The sequence below is a fragment of the Pseudomonas sp. I3-I5 genome (assembly GCF_022699445.1).
GTDB classification, from domain to species: domain Bacteria; phylum Pseudomonadota; class Gammaproteobacteria; order Pseudomonadales; family Pseudomonadaceae; genus Aquipseudomonas; species Aquipseudomonas fulva.
The window spans coordinates 953,849-970,508 of the sequence record NZ_CP093940.1; the positions used below are offsets into that span (position 1 = coordinate 953,849).

Genomic DNA, 16,660 nt, shown 5'->3' on the forward strand with positions numbered 1-16,660 from the left:
CGTTCGTCCGCCTGTGTCCGAGCCTGGCAGTGGCCTTGTCACGGTCGGGGAGGCATGGGATGCTCGCCGCCCATTTTCAGGGAGATCACCCATGGCCAATATCATCCGCATTGCCGCCGCATTATTGCTGGACCCGCAAGGTCGCACCCTGCTGGTGCGCAAGCGCGGCACCCAGGCATTCATGCAGCCGGGCGGCAAGATCGATGCAGGCGAAACCCCGGTTCAGGCGCTTGCCCGGGAGCTGCTCGAGGAACTGGGCCTGCAGATCGACCCCGCCAAGGCCGTGCGCCTTGGCCAGTTCAGTGCCCCGGCCGCCAATGAGCCGGGGTTCGAGGTGCAGGCCGAGCTGTTCCGGGTGGACTGCGCGGCAGCGGTAATGCCGGCGGCCGAAATCGAGGAGATCACTTGGCTGGCCGCTGACCAGACGCCAGAAATGCCCTTGGCGCCCTTGACCCGTGATCTGATCCTGCCGCTATACCACCAGTTGCTCAGCGTACCGCGCTGACACCGTCGAGGGTGGCGAACGAAGTGTCCTTGGCCGTCAGTAGAAAATCGCGCATGTAGGGCGCATCGAGCATGTCGGTGCGCACGGCCGCGTAGAGTGTCGCGAACAGGCCTTTTTCGCCCAGGCGCTTGCCTTTGACGTAGCCGCGAGAGCTGTATTCGTGCAAGGCCCAATGGGGCATGCCGCACACGCCCCGGCCGCTGGCCACCAACTGCATCATCATGACCGTGAGCTCGGAGGTGCGTACGGCCGCAGGTTCGATGTCGGCTGGCTCCAGGAAGCGGGTGAAGATGTCCAGACGGTCGCGTTCCACCGGGTAGGTAATCAGGGTCTGGTCCGCCAGGTCCTGGGGCACCATGTAGGGTTTGCCGGCCAACGGGTGTTGGTTGGCCACTGCCAGCATGGCTTCGTAGGTGAACAGAGGAACGTAGGTGATGCCGGCCAGGTCCAGGGGATCGGAGGTCACCACCAGGTCCAGGTCGCCACGGGCCAAGGCGGGCAAGGGCGCGAACGCGAAGCCTGACGCCAAGTCCAGTTCCACTTCAGGCCAGGCATCACGGAACTGATCGATGGTGGGCATCAGCCACTGGAAACAGCTGTGGCATTCGATGGCCATGTGCAAGCGACCGGCCGTGCCCCCCGCCAGTCTGGCGATATCGCGCTCGGCGCCACGCAGCAGGGGAAGCGTGGCGTCGGCCAGTTGCAGCAGGCGCAGCCCGGCGCTGGTGAAGCGAATGGGCTTGCTCTTGCGCACGAACAACGTCAGGCCCAGGCGCTCTTCCAGCTCCTTGAACTGGTGTGACAAGGCCGACTGGGTCAAGTGCAACCGCTCGGCCGCTTCGACCAGGCTGTCTGCCTCGCGCAGGGCATGAAGGGTTTTCAGGTGGCGAATCTCCAGCACAGCTGACTCCGGGGGTAAGGCTGAGGGTGAACATCATGGAGTTGAGTTTCCCTCATGTTGCCGTCGCTGTCGACCGTGCCTTGCCTATCGACTGAAACGGTGCAGCGCCTGGGTAACTCAACCAAGCCCGTATTTCTTGACCTTGTCGAACAACGTGGTCTTCGCCATGCCCAACTCCTGGCTCGCCTGGCTCAAGTTGCCGCCGGTGCGCTGCAAGGCGTCACTGAGCAGGTTGCGCTCGAAGGCCTCCACAGCTTCGGCAAAGCCCAGCCCTTGGCTGCTGGTGCCCGTAGGGCCTTTCTTGAAGGCGGGCAGACCCAGCGCATAGCGCTCGGCCACGTTACGCAATTCGCGAACGTTGCCCGGCCAGTCGTGGGCCATCAGCCGTGACAGGGTCTGGCTGTCCAGAGTGGGCGTCTCTCGGTCGAACCGCAGGGCCGATTGTTGAAGGAAGTGTTCGAACAGCTGCAGGATGTCTTCGCGGCGTTCGCGTAGCGGTGGCAGTTCGAGGGTCACCACGTTCAGACGGTAATACAGGTCGCTGCGGAACTGCCCGCTCTGACCCAGGCTGTCGAGGTCGGCCTTAGTCGCCGCAATGAGCCGGCAATCCACTGGAATGCTCTGGTTCGAGCCGAGCCGTTCCAGGGTACGCTCCTGTAACACCCGCAACAGTTTGATCTGGAGGTTGATCGGCATGCTTTCCACTTCATCGAGGAACAGCGTGCCGCCGTTGGCGTGCTCGATCTTGCCGATGCGGCGTTTGCCAGCACCGGTGAAGGCGTTGGCTTCGTGGCCGAATATCTCGCTCTCGAACAGGTTCTCTGGCAGGCCACCGCAGTTCAGTGCCACGAAGGGCTGGCCCTGGCGACGGCTGAAGTCGTGCAGGCAGCGGGCCACCAGTTCCTTGCCGGTGCCTGTTTCACCCTCGATCAGCACATTGGCAGAAGTGTCCGCCACGTTGGCGATCAGTTCGCGCAGGTGATGCATGGCGGGCGAGCGCCCGATGATGCGCCCTTCCAGGCTGCTTTGCCCGGCAAGCTGGCGGCGCAGCGCCGACACTTCGCGGGACAGACCGCGCTGCTCGAGCGCACGGCGCACCACATCGACCAGCCGCTCGGGCGAGAAAGGCTTTTCCATGAAGTCATACGCGCCGTTGCGCATGGCGCCGACGGCCATGTCGATATCGCCGTGCCCGGTGATCAGGACGACTGGCAGGCTGCGATCGCGTGCCTTGAGACGGTTGAGCAGCTCTAGGCCATCGATACCCGGAAGGCGAATGTCACTGACCACGATGCCGGCAAAATCATCGCCAATGCGTTCGAGCGCCTGTTCGGCACTGCCCACGCCTTCGCAACCGATGTCCTCCAGCGCCAGTGCCTGCTGGCAGCCAAGAAGGACATGGGGGTCGTCTTCGACGATCAGAACGGTAAGGGGCGCTTGGGTCATGGAAAGTCTGCCGATTCGGTGGGGGTGGATGCCAAAGGCAGGATCAGCACGAAGGCTGTGCCGCCGCTGGCAGGATGCTCGACACTGAGGCTGCCCTTGGCGGCCGCAGCAAGGCTGGCCGAGAGGGTCAGGCCCAGGCCAAGGCCATCGTCGCCCGGCTTGGTGGTGAAGAACGGTTCGAAAAGATGCTTGCGTGCCTCCGGATCGATGCCATGGCCGTTGTCGCGCACCTGCAAGCGGTACTTGTCACCTTGCAGTTCGCCTTCGAGCCACAAGGCCGGCTGGGGCTGGACAGCCATGGCATCCAGGGCGTTGCCGATGAGATTGACCAGAATCTGCTCCAGGCGGGTCTGGTCGATGGCCAACTGCAGGTCTTCGTAATCGCGGTGTACCTGTAGGTGGCTGCTATTGATGCGTTCTGCCAGCACCTGCAGGCTGGCTTCGACCGCCTTGGCCACTGCGGCCTGGCCGCTGTCGTCGCTGCGTCGGGCGAATGAACGCAGGCTGGCGGTGATGCGGCCCATGCGGTCGACCAGGCCATTGATGGTGCGCAGGTTGGTACTGGCGGTATCCAGAGCGCCGCGTTCGATGAACCGAACGGTATTGCCCGACAAGGTACGCAGCGCCGCCAAGGGTTGATTGAGCTCATGGGCAATACTGGTGGACATCTGCCCGATGGCCGCCAGTTTGCCAGCCTGCACCAGTTCGTCTTGGGCTTGGCGCAGGGTCTGCTCGGCATGACGGCGCTCGCGTATCTGCCCCTTGAGCCGCTCATTGCTGGCCCGCAGGTCGGCCGTACGCTCGGCGATGCGACGCTCAAGCTGGCTATTGGCTTGCTCCAGCGCCTCGCGGGCTGCCAGGCGGGTGGCGATGACTTTGCGTCGCTCGTTCCAGGCGATGCCCAGAATGGTCAGCAAGGCAAACGCCACGCCAACCAGAATACCTTGCACCATGGACTCGCGGCGCAGGTCCTGAAGCGGCGTCAGCAGCGTGAAGTGCCAAGGCGTATCGACCAGGCGACGTGTCTGGGCCAGGTAGGCCACCTCATGCGGGTTGCCCTGGGCCGTTTCGCTGTTGGCCGGGAAGGTCAGCTTTTCCACCCCGTCGGCCAGGGTCTCGCGCCCCAGCGGTTGCAGCTCGTTGAGCGGCCACCAGTAGTATTGCAGGCTGCGCGCCAGGCGCTCCTTGGTTTGCGGGGTCAGCGGACGGACTGATTTGAGGCGTCGAGCCGGATCGCTGGAAAGAATGATGATCCCGTTCTCGTCGCTGACGAACGCTTCCAGGCGGGCGCGCTGCCAACGTTCCTCCAAGGTATCGAGGCGCACCTTGATCACGGCCACGCCGATGATCTTGCCATGCTCCTCGAGCCCATGGGCCAGGTAGTAACCGGCTTCGCCCGTGGTGCTGCCAATGCCGTAGAAACGCCCCGGTTCGCCACGCACGGCGGTCTGGAAATACGCGCGAAACGACAGGTCTTCACCCAGGAAGGAGTCGGTATCGCGCCAGTTGCTGGTGGCCTGCACCCGTCCCTGGGTGTCGAGCACGAAGATCGCGCGGCTGCGGCTGCGCCGGTTGAGGCCTTCGAGGTATTCGTTGACGGTTTGCCGTGAACCTCCATCAGGGTCGGTCAGCAGGTGCGACACACTGTCTTCGAGTTCCAGCAGGCTGGGAAGGTAGGTGTACTTGCTGATCTCGCTTTCGACCGTGCGTGCATGCAATTCCAACTGGCGTTCGCCATTTTCACTGAGCACCCGTATGCCGTTGCTCTCGCTGATCAGGAACCCGGCCATGCCCAGCCCGATCATCAGCAGGACGATCAGCGGTGGTAACAGCAGTTGGCGAACAAGGCGGGCTTTCACGGCAGGCTTGGCAGGTAACAGGAGCGAGGGGTCGCATTTCATCACAGTGACCTCGTCACGACCAGCGCCCGCTGCCCGCAAGGGCGGCGGGGCCGAGCGGCTCGATGAGGCAGGATCAGTGCTGAAGGATCTTGCTCAGGAAGTGCTGGGTGCGTTCATGACGGCCTTCGGGGTTGCCGAAGAAGTCTTCCTTCTGGCAATCCTCGATGATGTTGCCCTTGTCCATGAAGATCACGCGGTTGGCCACTTTGCGAGCAAAGCCCATTTCGTGGGTCACGCACATCATGGTCATGCCTTCGTGGGCAAGCTCGACCATCACGTCCAGCACTTCGTTGACCATCTCCGGGTCCAGGGCCGAAGTAGGCTCGTCGAACAGCATGACGATCGGGTCCATGGACAATGCGCGCGCGATGGCGACCCGTTGCTGCTGACCGCCGGACAACTGCCCGGGATGCTTCTTGGCGTGGGCACTCAAGCCGACGCGGTCGAGCAAGGCCAGGCCCTTCTTGGTGGCTTCGGCCTCACTGCGGCCCAGCACCTTGCGCTGGGCAATGGTCAGGTTTTCGGTGATGGTCAGGTGTGGGAACAGCTCGAAATGCTGGAAGACCATGCCCACGCGCGAGCGCAGCTTGGGCAGGTTGGTCTTGGCGTCGGCGATCGAAGTGCCGTCGACCACGATGTCGCCCTTCTGGAAAGGCTCCAGCGCGTTCACGCACTTGATCAGGGTGGACTTGCCCGACCCCGAGGGACCGCATACCACCACCACTTCACCTTTCTTGACCTCGGTGCTGCAGTCGGTCAGCACCTGGAAGTCCCCGTACCACTTGTTGACGTTCTTGATGGAAATCATACGGTGATCCTTTTTTGCAGGCGCTTGACCAGCCACGAAGCGGAGAAGCTGATGATGAAATACACGATGCCGGCGAAGATCAGGAACTCGTGGGAGCGCCCGATGATGTCGCCGTTGGAGCGTGCCGAGTTGAGGAAGTCGACCAGGCCTACCGTGTAGACCAAGGACGTGTCCTGGAACAGGATGATGCTCTGCTGCAGCAGCAACGGCGTCATCTTGCGGAAGGCCTGGGGCAGGATGATCAGGCGCATGGTCTGGCCATAGGTCATGCCCAACGCCTGGGCTGCGCCCATCTGGCCTTTGGAGATCGACTGCACACCGGCACGCACGATTTCGCAGAAGTAGGCCGCCTCGAACATCATGAAGGCGACCACGCAGGAGGTGAAGGCCCCCACTGGCGTATCCTGTCCAGTGATCCAGCGCAGCACGAACGGCACCGCCAGGTAGAACCAGGTGATCACCAGCAGCAGCGGGATCGAACGAAAATAGTTGACGTAGGCGCCGGCCAGCCTGGACAGCAGTTTATTCGACGACAGGCGCATCAGCGCCAGCAGGGTGCCCAGCACGATGCCGCCGATGACGCCCATCACCATCAATTGCAGGGTCATGGCCATGCCATCCCAGAGGGCGGGCAGGGCGGGGATGATTTCGCTGAAATCCAGGTCCATTTACTTGCCCCCCACAGAGATCAGGCCAGGTACGGCCACTTTCTTCTCGACGATACGCATGAGCAGCATCAGGCCCATGTTGAGGGTGAAATAGATCAACGTGGCCAAGGTGAACGCTTCGAACAGGTTCGCCGAGAACTCGGCAGTCTGCTTGGTTTGCGCCAGCAGCTCCATCAGGCCGATCAACGAAGCCACCGAGGAGTTCTTGAACACGTTCAGGAATTCGGAGGTAAGTGGCGGAATGATGATGCGGTAGGCCTGTGGCAGCAGCACGTTGGTGTAGATCTGCGGCAGGCTGAAACCCATCGCTCGCGCGGCGGCTTCCTGGCCACGGGGCAGGGCCTGGATGCCGGTGCGAACCTGTTCGCACACGCGCGCGGCGGTGAACAGGCCCAGGCACACGACCACACTGATCAAGGCCGACGTGGTCGGGTTCAAGTCCTGCTTGAACCATTCCTGCAGCCCCTCTGGCAGCAGGTCCGGCACCAGGAAGTACCAGATGAACAGCTGCACCAGCAAAGGCACGTTGCGGAACAGCTCGACGTATGCGGTTGCGATACCGGAAACGAGCCGGTTAGGCACGGTTCGCATCACGCCCAGGATCGACCCCAGCAGCAAGGCGATGATCCAGGCGGAAATGGCGATGGCGATGGTCCACCCCAGGCCGGTGATGTACCAGTCCAGATAGGTTTCGCTGCCCACGCCAGTGGACTTGAAGAATACGCCCCAGTCCCAGTTGTAATTCATCGGGATTTCCCCTCAGACGATTGTTTCACAGGCACCTTCCAGCATCCGAGGGCAAACTGCCCTCGGATGAAAGGTTAGACACTAACGGGGAGCCTGCCCGTTTAATTCGCGCCTTGCAGCGCGGCAGGCTCCAGGCTGGGGGTCAGGATTTCTTCTCGTCCGCCGCCTTGTCGGTCGGCTCGGCGATCAGCTTCTTGAGCTCGTCGCTCATTGGGAACTCCAGGTTCAAACCTTTAGGCGGGATTGGCTGCTGGAACCACTTGTCGTAGCTCTTGTTGACTTCACCGGACTTGAAGTAGCCAACGATCGCGTCATCCACGGCCTTCTTGAAGGGCTCATCACCCTTGCGCACCATGCAACCGTAGATTTCGTAGGATTGCGGCGTACCGGTGATGACCCAGTCCGACGGCTTGCGAGCTTTGGCCATTTCGCCAGCGAGCAGCGCGTCGTCCATCATGAAGGCCACAGCGCGACCGCTCTCGAGCATGTTGAAGGCTTCACCGTGGTCCTTGGCGGAGATCACGTTCATCTTCATCTGCTTGTCGGCGTTCATGGCCTTGAGGAGGCGTTCGGAGGTGGTGCCCGCGGTGGTCACCACGTTCTTGCCAGCCAGATCTGCGAAGTCCTTGTAGGCCGGCTGGCCGTCCTTGACCTTGGTCAGCAGACGGGTGCCAACTTCGAAGATACCCACCGAAAAGCTGACTTGCTGCTGGCGCTCGACGTTGTTGGTGGTGGAGCCGCACTCCAGGTCGACGGTGCCGTTCTGTACGAGCGGGATGCGGGTCTGGGAAGTGACCAGGTTGTAGCGGACCTTGATGTCGGTACCCAGTTGCTTCTTCAGGGCCTCGACGACGGCCAGCTGGATATCGTGGGAGTAGCCGACGGGCTCTGGCTTGCCGGCCAGGTAGGAAAACGGGATGGAGGAGTCGCGGTGGCCCAGGGTGATGGTGCCTGAATCCTTGATCTTCTTCAGGGTGCCGGTGAGTTCTTCGGCCATGGCCGGCGAAGCGATCACAGCAGCCGCGATGGCGGCGCCCAGCAATTGACGAACGATACGCATCAAATTTTCCTCGACGTGTTTGTTTTTTTTATGGAGCCGTTGGCGGACTCTTTCGTTCAACGGATACGGCAGCGGTTGCATCCGGTTGAATGGATATGAGCAGAAGTCGTGCCAAGGTCCGTGAAGCATGTTAGCCCCGCTGAAAGCAAGGGCGTTAGCCTTGTTCGACTAATTCGAGTTTTTCAGCAGGGTCGGAAATTCGAATTACCGTCATTTTTATGTTCGGTTATCCGAATGAGTGCTCACCATTGTGCACCTAGCCATATGTATATGTAACACCTGTCCATGACAGCTCGATGTTCTGCTGCGGCATTTCCCAGACCAGAGGAAGATCCGTGGCAGATAACGCACTACCTCACGTTTCCGTTGATGCGCTCGTGGCGAGCGCGTTGCCGGCTTGGCTGACCAGCGCCGATCCAGACCTGCTCAGCACGTTCCATCGTGCGCTCGAGCTTGAACAGTTGTCCTGCGAGGCGGTCAAGGTGCGTCTGAAAACGTTGCCTGGGCTGCAGACCTTTGCCCGCCCATTGCTTCAGGAGGCGCTGCGAGCCATGGGCTTGGGCGAGGTGAATGTGGATACCGCTCGGGTGGTGGTGCACGACAGGGTTGCGATGCCCAGTGCCGCCCCTCGGCTGCACACACCCATGAAGGTGATTTACAGCAATGAATCGCTGTTGATGGCCGCGTTACACAACTTTCATGAAAGCGAGACCCATCCCGGCCTGCACCGGCGCGCTCAATTGCAAAAGGCAGACGGCACTGTACTGCCGCTTTCCTTCGAAGCGTTTGCTCGCCTCTGCCGGCAGCTGGATCTGGGCGGGCGGTACCAGCAGCAGCTGCATACGTGCCTGTTCCCCAAGGCGCGCCCCCCGGCACCCGCCGATTTTGGGCAGCGTGCAGTGGAACAGATTTTCGAGGAGCGCCTACGCGCGGCGCTTGATGTTGCAGTCAGGATGGCCAGGCTCAAAGGGCAGCTGACCGATCAAGACTACCTCACACTTCTGCCGCTGATAGCCCGCAAGCCGACGGTACCGGCCGTGGCTCAAATGTTCCAGGCGTTCGAGCTATTCGTCTTGGGCAAGCGCGTTCAGCGTTGCCTGGTCATTGAGCTTCGCGCGGCGGCAAATGGGCCCGTGCACGGCCTGATAAGCTGGTTTTCCAATGACCCGGCCGAGCCCATCGGGCGGCATGCGAACTGGACTGGATTGTACGAACACCTCGGCATGCGACTGCGTGAGCGTCGATATACACAGTACTTTGCCGGCTTGATTGCTCAGCGCGAGCGGCCTGCGTTTCTGGCCCAGCTGGCGCAGTTGAACAAAGCTTCGACTGGTCCTACACCGCTCGCCCTCGATGGTCGGCATTTCGCAATAGAAGGCTCTGTCTTTGCCTGCCTGCGCAAGCGCTTGCTCGATGCAATGATCGATGATGCCCGGGTACTTGCCGTTCCCACAGGCGACCTGACTCAACTTGAGCGGCACGAGCGCATCGACGCCTTGAAAGGGGCAGGGCTGGATGCGCTTACACTGGCCGCGCTGTTCGTCCCCGGCTTGGGCGAAGTTTTATTTGTTGCGGCTGCGGCGGACGTCGTGCGCGAAGTCTATGACGGTTACGAGGCTTGGCAGATAGGCGACAGGCAACAAGCGCTGGCGCATGTGTTCAATGTGGCCCAGGTCGTGGCCACGGGCGCGCTGCTGGGTGCTGCGCAGCCATTGTTCGGCGGCGCGCTCGAGCGCATCGGTTTGGTCGACGGCCTCACGCCGGTCATGGCCGGCAACAGGGGATTGCGGCTAAAAAAGATGCCGGCGTCGGCCCACTATCTAGAGCATCCGGGGGAATTGATACGCAGCTTTGGCGCCGATCTTGAGCAAGTGTCGGACTTGGACGCCAACGCGCTGGTGCATATCACCGGCCTGACGCCCCAACACTTGCGCAGCCTGCGGGTACACGAGGAACCGGCGCCAGCGCGGTTCAGAGAAGCGCATGCACGGCACCTGCTGTATGGGCAGGGGCCGACATCAGAGCTGTTGGTCGAGCAAGCGCTGACGCATTCAGTGGGCGAGCCAGGCGGTGGCGTGGATACGCTCACTCGCGACTTCACCGGCCTGTCAGTGCCACTTGCGCAAGAAATCGTGGAATGCGCGACCACAGAACAACTTGAAACGCTGATGAGCGGCAAGGTCCCCCTGCCGCTTGCTGAGCGGGCGCGTTGGGCAGTGCGTGAAAGCCGCATCGATCGCGCGCTGTTGGGCTTCGAGCATGAGCAGGCCACCAACCTGGACACACTGCGCCTGGCGCTGGCGCTGATCGATGAAACATCGCCATGGCCTGTGTCGATGCGTATCGAGGTGCGCCTGGGTGAGGCCCAGGGCAAGCTCCTGGCCTCCCACGGCCCAGTTGACGCACAGCGCACCGAGGTGATCGTGCAGACCAGCGGAGGATATCAGTTGCAGGCACGTTCGATTCAGGCCGTGGATCAAGGACTGCTGGCGTGTTTGCTGCAGACCCTGGATGAAACCCAGAAAACCGCCTTCGGCGGTTCATCGGTTACGGCTGTCGAATTGGCGGAAAACCTGCTGCACAGGGCGGCTGTCGATCGGGGCAAAACGGCCCAGTCACTGGGCATGGTGGCTCTGGGTGGCCGATTCAACCCGCCTCGCCGACTCCAGGATGGTCGTATTGGTTACCCCCTCAGCGGGCGAGGGGAGAGCAGCCGGCAAGCACTACGCCGGGGCATACACCGCATCTACCCGACGCTGACCGAGAGCCAGATGGACGCCTACCTGGAGCAATTGACCGAGCGCGACGTGAATTTATGGGACCACTTGAGCGATCTCGAAGGGCGACTGTCACGTTTGCGTGAGTCCCTCGCCTCCTGGGAGAGCCAACGCAATGGTTTCATCGATGGGCGCCGCCGACGCAGGGTTGCCACCCAGATCCGCCGCGCTTGGCGACGCAAGACAGTTGCGTCCGGGAACGATGAGTATGTGCTGCGTATACAGGGCGAGCAGGTGGGCACGCTACCTGACCTGCCTGACGACATCGATTTCAATCACGTGCGGCAATTGAGCCTGCGCAACTTGGCGCTTATCAACGTCAGCGACAACTTTCTCAAGCGCTTCCCGCACCTGCAGGTGCTCGATCTGCGCGGCAACCAGTTGACGCAGCTGCCGACTGGCCTCAGTGACCTGGAGCAGTTGCGGATATTGCGGTTCGATGACAATCGAATCGTACTTCGACCTGACAGTGACACGGCACTGACCAGACTGACCCACCTTGAGTACATTAGCTTGAGCGGTAATCCGATCGGCAGAATACCGAACCTGTCTCCCCTACGTCATCTGCGTACGATTTCACTGCGCAACACAGGCCTGTTGAACATCCCGCAGCGCCATCAATTACTGTGGCGCGGTCTGATGGACATCCGGGAAAACCAGATTCGTGAGGTCAACGAGCATCTGCAGATGCTCGGAGAACACATCCAGCAAATGTCCCTGCACGACAATCCGTTGGACGAAGCCAGTCAGCAAGCACTCGCCACTGCAAACGAGGGCTCGCTCGCGCCGCGCACCCATGCCCAGGTGTCCATTGACGACGAGCTGCGAGACAGCTGGATTGGACCGGCCAAGCCAGACATTCGCCATCGATATGAAGGCATCTGGAACGCCTTGCTTGACGATGAGGGCTCTGCCGATCTCTTCCGGTTCCTTGCCGACTTTGCCGAATCTGACGATTTCCATGAACGCCCGCCATACTACCGCGCACGCATATGGCGCATTCTCGAATTGTGTGCTGAAAGTACGGATGTCCGCGAATCGGTCTACCTGCAGACCCAAGGCCCGCAGACCTGCGAAGACCGTTTGTTGCTACTGCTCAGTCAACTTGAGGTGAGAACGCTTATTGCCGTTCATACGGCTGGGGCGAGTGCCGGGCAGACTGAACGCGAACTCCTGCGCCTTGGGCGTTCGCTGTATCGTCTGGACCAGGTGGACAGTATCGCCGCTCGGCATATCGAGCGTATGCGGCGCGATCCCTATGCGAGGGTGGATGACATCGAGGTGTACCTGGCTTACCGGGTCAATCTGGCGAACCGCTTGGGGTTACCGGCTCAACCAAGTTACATGAATTACCCGGAATTCAGCGATGTCAGCAGTCGGCAGATCAGGCTGGCCGGAGAGCGGGTACTGGCGGGCGAGAGTTTGGATGTACTGGCCGCGGCACTGGCGCAACGCGAGTTCTGGCAGTCGTTTGTACGCAGTCATTACCGCGAGCGTTTCGAGGCGCTGGCTGCACCGTTTCACCAACGGCTCGAAACCGCCGAGCGCACCGTCGGCGAACACGGGGAGCAGGTCTATCTTCAACAGGCTGCTGCCTTGAAGGCTGAGCTCGATGCGCACGAGCAGGCGCTTTACCACGAGCTGGCCGTCGAGGCCTACAGCCGCCTGTGAGCATGTGCTGACAGGCGGCACATCTGGGTCAGGCAGCGTGACTGCGCTGCGTTGCCTTTTCCAGGTACTGGCTAAGGGTGTTCTGTTCGGCTTCGGTGGTGAACAGCCCAAGCTTGGTACGACGCCACAGGATATCTTCAAGGCTGGTAGCCCACTCATGCTCGCGCAGGTAATCCACCTCGCGGGCAAACAGCCCTGCACCGATGGCCTGACCCAGGTCCTGCGGGCCTTCAACGCCTGCCAGAAGCGTCCAGACGCGGCTGCCATAGGTGCGTGCCCAGCGCTGGGCAATGGCCGGGGCAAGCCAGGTATGCCGAGCAAGCAAGGCTTCTTCAAGTGCCTGCGGCGTGGTCATGTCCTCACCGCCCGGCAGGGTTGATTCGGCTGTCCAACTACCGCCCATCTGGCTGAAGAACGGCTTGAGTTCGGCCATGGCCGATTCGGCCAGCTTGCGGTAAGTGGTGAGCTTGCCACCGAAGACCGAGAGCAGGGGGGCTTCACCGTGGGCGGCCGACAGTGCCAAAGTGTAGTCGCGGGTAACGGCCGATGGGTTGTCCGATTCGTCATTGCACAGAGGGCGAACGCCTGCATAGGTGCTGAAAATGTCACTGCGCTGAAGCTGATGATTGAAGTGGGCGTTGACCACGTTGAGCAGGTAGTCGGTTTCCTGATCGGTGATCGCCACCTTGGCAGGATCGCCCGTGTATTCACGGTCGGTGGTGCCGATCAGTGTGAAACGATCAAGGTACGGAATGCAGAAAACGATGCGCTGGTCTTCGTTCTGCAGAATGTAGGCGTGCTCGCCTTCATACAGCCTAGGGACGATCAGATGACTCCCCTGGATCAGACGGATCCCATAAGGGGCGTCCAGTTTCAGGTCGTTCTTGATGAACTGCGCAACCCATGGGCCGGCGGCGTTCACCAGGCCCTTGGCACGCACCGTCCGGGTGCTGCCGTCGGCGTGTTGCACTTCCACTTCCCAGAGGGCGCCGACACGTTTGGCGCCCAGGCACAGCGTCTGGGTGTGAATGTGCGCGCCATGTTCACGGGCAGCCATGGCGTTGAGGACCACCAGGCGAGCATCATCGACCCAGCAGTCGGCATATTCGAAACCACGGGTGATGGCCGGCTTGAGCGCAGAGCCAGCGCCAAATCGCAGGCTGCGCGAGGCGCCCAGCCGCTTGCGCTTGCCCAGGTGGTCGTACAGGAACAGGCCAGCACGGATCATCCAGGCAGGGCGCAAATGGGGGCGATGGGGCAGCACGAAGCGCATGGGTTTGACGATGTGCGGTGCCTTGGCCAACAGTACTTCGCGTTCGGCCAGGGCCTCGCGTACCAGACGAAACTCGTAATGCTCGAGGTAGCGCAGACCTCCGTGAATCAGCTTGCTGCTGGCTGACGAGGTGTGCCTGGCCAGGTCGTCCTTTTCACACAGGAAGACTTTCAGGCCGCGGCCGGCTGCGTCGGCGGCGATGCCCACACCGTTGATGCCACCGCCTATCACCACCAGGTCATAGCAGTCGGCGACGGGAGCGCTGGTCGAATCGGGCTGGGACACAGGGAGGCCTCCTGGAGCAGTTCGTATCGAAAGTGAACATTTATGTTCGTTTCCGAAAATACTAGCGCAAGCGCAGGCGACTCGCCAGTCCGTATTCATAGAAAATACTGATCAGGTGACAAGCAAATGAACATTAACGAAAAAGTCAGCGTGTGTCGGGCGCCTGTGCCACGCCCATGCTCACAGCGCCGGCGCCGACCTTCTAAACCACTTCGACACGTACCTTGTGGTCATTGAGCAGTTGGACCAGGGCAGGGGTCGGTGCCTGGTCAGTCACCAGGCAGTCGACCAGGCTGATGGCCCCCAGGCGCACCATGGCATTGCGCCCGAACTTGCTGGAGTCCGCAGCCAGAATCACCTGCCGAGCATTGGCGATGATCGCCTGGGACACGCGCACTTCCTGATAGTCGAAATCCAGCAGGCTCCCGTCTTCATCGATGCCGCTGATGCCGACCAGGGCGTAATCGACCTTGAACTGATTGATGAAGTCCACACTCGCCTGGCCTACGACACCGCCGTCACGGCGCACGGTGCCGCCCGCCACCAGCACCTCGAAGTCATCCTTGGCCGCCAGGATGGAGGCGACGTGCAGGTTGTTGGTAATGACCTTCAGTTGGCTGTGGTTGAGCAAAGCGCGGGCGATGGATTCGGTGGTGGTCCCGATATTGATGAACAGCGAGGCATGATCGGGCACCTGCCGCGCGACAGCCTCGGCGATGCGCTGCTTTTCATCACGCATCTGGTCGGCGCGCATGGCATAGGCGGTGTTTTCGACGCTTGAATCGTAGGCTGCGCCCCCGTGGTACCGGCGCAACAGGTCGAGCTCTGCCAGTTGGTTGATGTCGCGGCGGATCGTCTGCGGGGTAACGACGAACAGCTGCGCCATTTCCTCGATACTGACATAGCCGCGGTCGCGGACCAGTTCGAGGATTTGTTGTTGGCGTGGAGGCAAATTCATGGACGTCCTTCGGAGCAGCCTGACAAATGCTGCAATGATGCCGTAGGACGGGGATGACGACCAGCGTGGCGTCCGAAGGGTGGATCCGGCGCAGACCTGGGAGCGGACTGCGCCGTTGCCTAAAGCGATCAGGCGTCGTGATCTTCCCAATCGCGGGTGCGATCGACGGCTTTTTTCCAGCCGCCGTACAATTTCTCTTTCTGCGTTTCATCCAGTTGCGGGCTGAACTCCCGCTCGATGATCGCCTTGTTGCGCAGCTCGTCCAGACTGCTCCAGAAACCGCAAGCCAGGCCCGCCAGGTAGGCTGCACCCAGCGCCGTGGTTTCACGCATCTTGGGGCGCTCGACACACGTGCCGAGGATATCGGCCTGGAACTGCATGAGGAAATTGTTGGCCACGGCGCCGCCGTCGACGCGCAGTTCGGACAGGCGCTGGCCGCAGTCCTGCTGCATGGCATCGAGCACGTCGCGGGTCTGGTAGGCGATGGACTCCAATGCTGCGCGGATGATGTGATCCACCTTGACGCCACGGGTCAGGCCAAATAGCGCACCGCGGGCATAAGGGTCCCAGTAGGGGGCGCCGAGGCCGGTGAAGGCAGGCACCAGGTAGACGCCATTGCTGTCCTTTACCTTGCTGGCGAAGTACTCGGTATCCAACGCGTCATTGACGATCTTCAGCTCATCACGCAGCCACTGGACCGTGGAGCCACCGTTGAACACGGCCCCTTCCAGGGCATAGGCCACTTCACCGCGCGGGCCACAGGCAATGGTGGTCAGCAGGCCATGGGATGACGTGACGGCCTTGTCGCCCGTGTTCATCAACAGGAAGCAACCGGTGCCGTAGGTGTTCTTCGCCTGCCCCGGTTCCACGCACATCTGCCCGAACAGCGCCGATTGCTGGTCCCCGGCAATGCCGGCGATGGCGATGCCACTTTTGGTGTGCCCATAGACCTCGGAGGAGGAGCGCACTTCTGGCAGCATTTGCGCAGGAATGCCCAGGATGTCGAGCAGTTTTTCATCCCACTGCAGCGTGTGGATGTTGAACATGAGGGTTCGCGAGGCATTGGTGTAGTCGGTGACATGCACCTTGCCGCCGGAAAACTTCCAGATCAGCCAGGTATCGACGGTGCCGAACAGCAGCTCGCCACGTTCGGCGCGTTCCCGGGCGCCGTCGACATTGTCCAGGATCCACTTGAGCTTGGTACCGGAAAAGTACGGGTCGGTGACCAGGCCCGTGGTTTCACGAATGTAGTCCTCAAAGCCGTCGCGCTTGAGCTGGGCGCAGATTTCGGTGCTGCGCCGGCATTGCCAGACGATGGCATTGTACACCGGGCGGCCTGTTTCCTTGTCCCAGACGACGGTCGTCTCGCGCTGGTTGGTGATACCCAGGGCCGCGACCTGGGCATGGCTGATGCCAGCCTGGGCCAGTGCCTCGACCATGGTCGCACTCTGGGTGGCAAAGATTTCCATGGGGTCGTGCTCGACCCAGCCTGCCTGCGGATAATGCTGCACGAACTCACGCTGTGAGGTGCCGACCACATTGGCGTCACGGTCGAAGATGATCGCACGCGAACTGGTGGTGCCCTGGTCCAGGGCGATGATGTATTGCTTGTCCTGAGTGTCTGTCATGGTGTTGGCCTTGCAAAATAGGGGTCGTGGCG

At 61.4% G+C, this 16,660-nt stretch carries 12 protein-coding genes; 2 read left to right on the forward strand and 10 right to left on the reverse strand.

Going from position 1 to position 16,660, the window contains the following annotated elements:
- The first annotated feature begins 91 nt into the window (after positions 1-91).
- Positions 92-505, forward strand: a complete 414-nt coding sequence (locus MOP87_RS04235) for an NUDIX domain-containing protein (protein ID WP_027915365.1) — start codon at positions 92-94, stop codon at positions 503-505.
- Here the strand turns inward: MOP87_RS04235 and metR are convergent.
- The 7 genes from metR to MOP87_RS04270 all read right to left on the reverse strand — a co-directional run bounded on the left by metR (position 489) and on the right by MOP87_RS04270 (position 8,036).
- Positions 489-1,406, reverse strand: a complete 918-nt coding sequence (gene metR / locus MOP87_RS04240) for a LysR family transcriptional regulator (protein ID WP_206405957.1) — start codon at positions 1,404-1,406, stop codon at positions 489-491. The two genes, MOP87_RS04235 and metR, sit on opposite strands and share 17 nt — an antisense overlap.
- A gap of 117 nt (positions 1,407-1,523) precedes the next feature.
- Complete coding sequence (locus MOP87_RS04245) at positions 1,524-2,852, reverse strand: sigma-54 dependent transcriptional regulator (protein WP_242810157.1); 1,329 nt, start codon at positions 2,850-2,852, stop codon at positions 1,524-1,526.
- Positions 2,849-4,753 carry an ATP-binding protein gene (locus MOP87_RS04250; RefSeq protein WP_027915363.1) on the reverse strand — a complete coding sequence of 635 codons (1,905 nt, stop codon included), beginning with the start codon at positions 4,751-4,753 and terminating at the stop codon, positions 2,849-2,851. The genes MOP87_RS04245 and MOP87_RS04250 overlap by 4 nt, the downstream gene beginning before the upstream one ends.
- A gap of 73 nt (positions 4,754-4,826) precedes the next feature.
- A complete protein-coding gene (locus MOP87_RS04255; protein ID WP_027915362.1) occupies positions 4,827-5,561 on the reverse strand; it encodes an amino acid ABC transporter ATP-binding protein in 735 nt (244 codons plus the stop codon).
- The gene (locus MOP87_RS04260; RefSeq protein ID WP_027915361.1) at positions 5,558-6,229 is read right to left on the reverse strand and encodes an ABC transporter permease subunit; all 672 of its coding nucleotides are present in this window, start codon (positions 6,227-6,229) and stop codon (positions 5,558-5,560) included. The genes MOP87_RS04255 and MOP87_RS04260 overlap by 4 nt, the downstream gene beginning before the upstream one ends.
- Complete coding sequence (locus tag MOP87_RS04265; protein ID WP_023535216.1) at positions 6,230-6,976, reverse strand: amino acid ABC transporter permease; 747 nt, start codon at positions 6,974-6,976, stop codon at positions 6,230-6,232.
- Between the two features lie 142 nt (positions 6,977-7,118).
- Positions 7,119-8,036, reverse strand: a complete 918-nt coding sequence (locus MOP87_RS04270; RefSeq protein WP_104925882.1) for a glutamate/aspartate ABC transporter substrate-binding protein — start codon at positions 8,034-8,036, stop codon at positions 7,119-7,121.
- 335 nt (positions 8,037-8,371) lie between these two features.
- Here MOP87_RS04270 and MOP87_RS04275 point away from each other — a divergent pair, with 335 nt between their 5' ends.
- On the forward strand, positions 8,372-12,484 hold the full coding sequence (locus MOP87_RS04275; RefSeq protein ID WP_242810158.1) for an NEL-type E3 ubiquitin ligase domain-containing protein: 4,113 nt from the start codon (positions 8,372-8,374) through the stop codon (positions 12,482-12,484).
- Between the two features lie 28 nt (positions 12,485-12,512).
- Here MOP87_RS04275 and glpD read toward each other — a convergent pair whose 3' ends face one another.
- The 3 genes from glpD to glpK all read right to left on the reverse strand — a co-directional run bounded on the left by glpD (position 12,513) and on the right by glpK (position 16,628).
- Positions 12,513-14,042 carry a glycerol-3-phosphate dehydrogenase gene (gene glpD, locus MOP87_RS04280; RefSeq protein ID WP_027915358.1) on the reverse strand — a complete coding sequence of 510 codons (1,530 nt, stop codon included), beginning with the start codon at positions 14,040-14,042 and terminating at the stop codon, positions 12,513-12,515.
- A 202-nt stretch (positions 14,043-14,244) separates the two neighbouring features.
- Positions 14,245-15,000, reverse strand: a complete 756-nt coding sequence (locus MOP87_RS04285; RefSeq protein ID WP_027915357.1) for a DeoR/GlpR family transcriptional regulator — start codon at positions 14,998-15,000, stop codon at positions 14,245-14,247.
- Positions 15,001-15,128: 128 nt separating this feature from the next.
- Entirely contained in the window at positions 15,129-16,628 is a 1,500-nt protein-coding gene (gene glpK / locus MOP87_RS04290; RefSeq protein WP_027915356.1) for a glycerol kinase GlpK, read from the reverse strand.
- Between the last annotated feature and the right edge of the window lie 32 nt (positions 16,629-16,660).

Excerpts from the sequence above, each read along its gene's own strand:
- MOP87_RS04285 (WP_027915357.1), bottom strand. The coding sequence starts at position 15,000 with ATGAATTTGCCTCCACGCCAACAACAAATCCTCGAACTGGTCCGCGAC.
- glpK (WP_027915356.1), bottom strand. The coding sequence starts at position 16,628 with ATGACAGACACTCAGGACAAGCAATACATCATCGCCCTGGACCAGGGC.
- MOP87_RS04245 (WP_242810157.1), bottom strand. The coding sequence starts at position 2,852 with ATGACCCAAGCGCCCCTTACCGTTCTGATCGTCGAAGACGACCCCCAT.
- MOP87_RS04250 (WP_027915363.1), bottom strand. The coding sequence starts at position 4,753 with ATGAAATGCGACCCCTCGCTCCTGTTACCTGCCAAGCCTGCCGTGAAA.
- MOP87_RS04260 (WP_027915361.1), bottom strand. The coding sequence starts at position 6,229 with ATGGACCTGGATTTCAGCGAAATCATCCCCGCCCTGCCCGCCCTCTGG.
- MOP87_RS04265 (WP_023535216.1), bottom strand. The coding sequence starts at position 6,976 with ATGAATTACAACTGGGACTGGGGCGTATTCTTCAAGTCCACTGGCGTG.
- MOP87_RS04270 (WP_104925882.1), bottom strand. The coding sequence starts at position 8,036 with ATGCGTATCGTTCGTCAATTGCTGGGCGCCGCCATCGCGGCTGCTGTG.
- MOP87_RS04235 (WP_027915365.1), top strand. The coding sequence starts at position 92 with ATGGCCAATATCATCCGCATTGCCGCCGCATTATTGCTGGACCCGCAA.
- MOP87_RS04255 (WP_027915362.1), bottom strand. The coding sequence starts at position 5,561 with ATGATTTCCATCAAGAACGTCAACAAGTGGTACGGGGACTTCCAGGTG.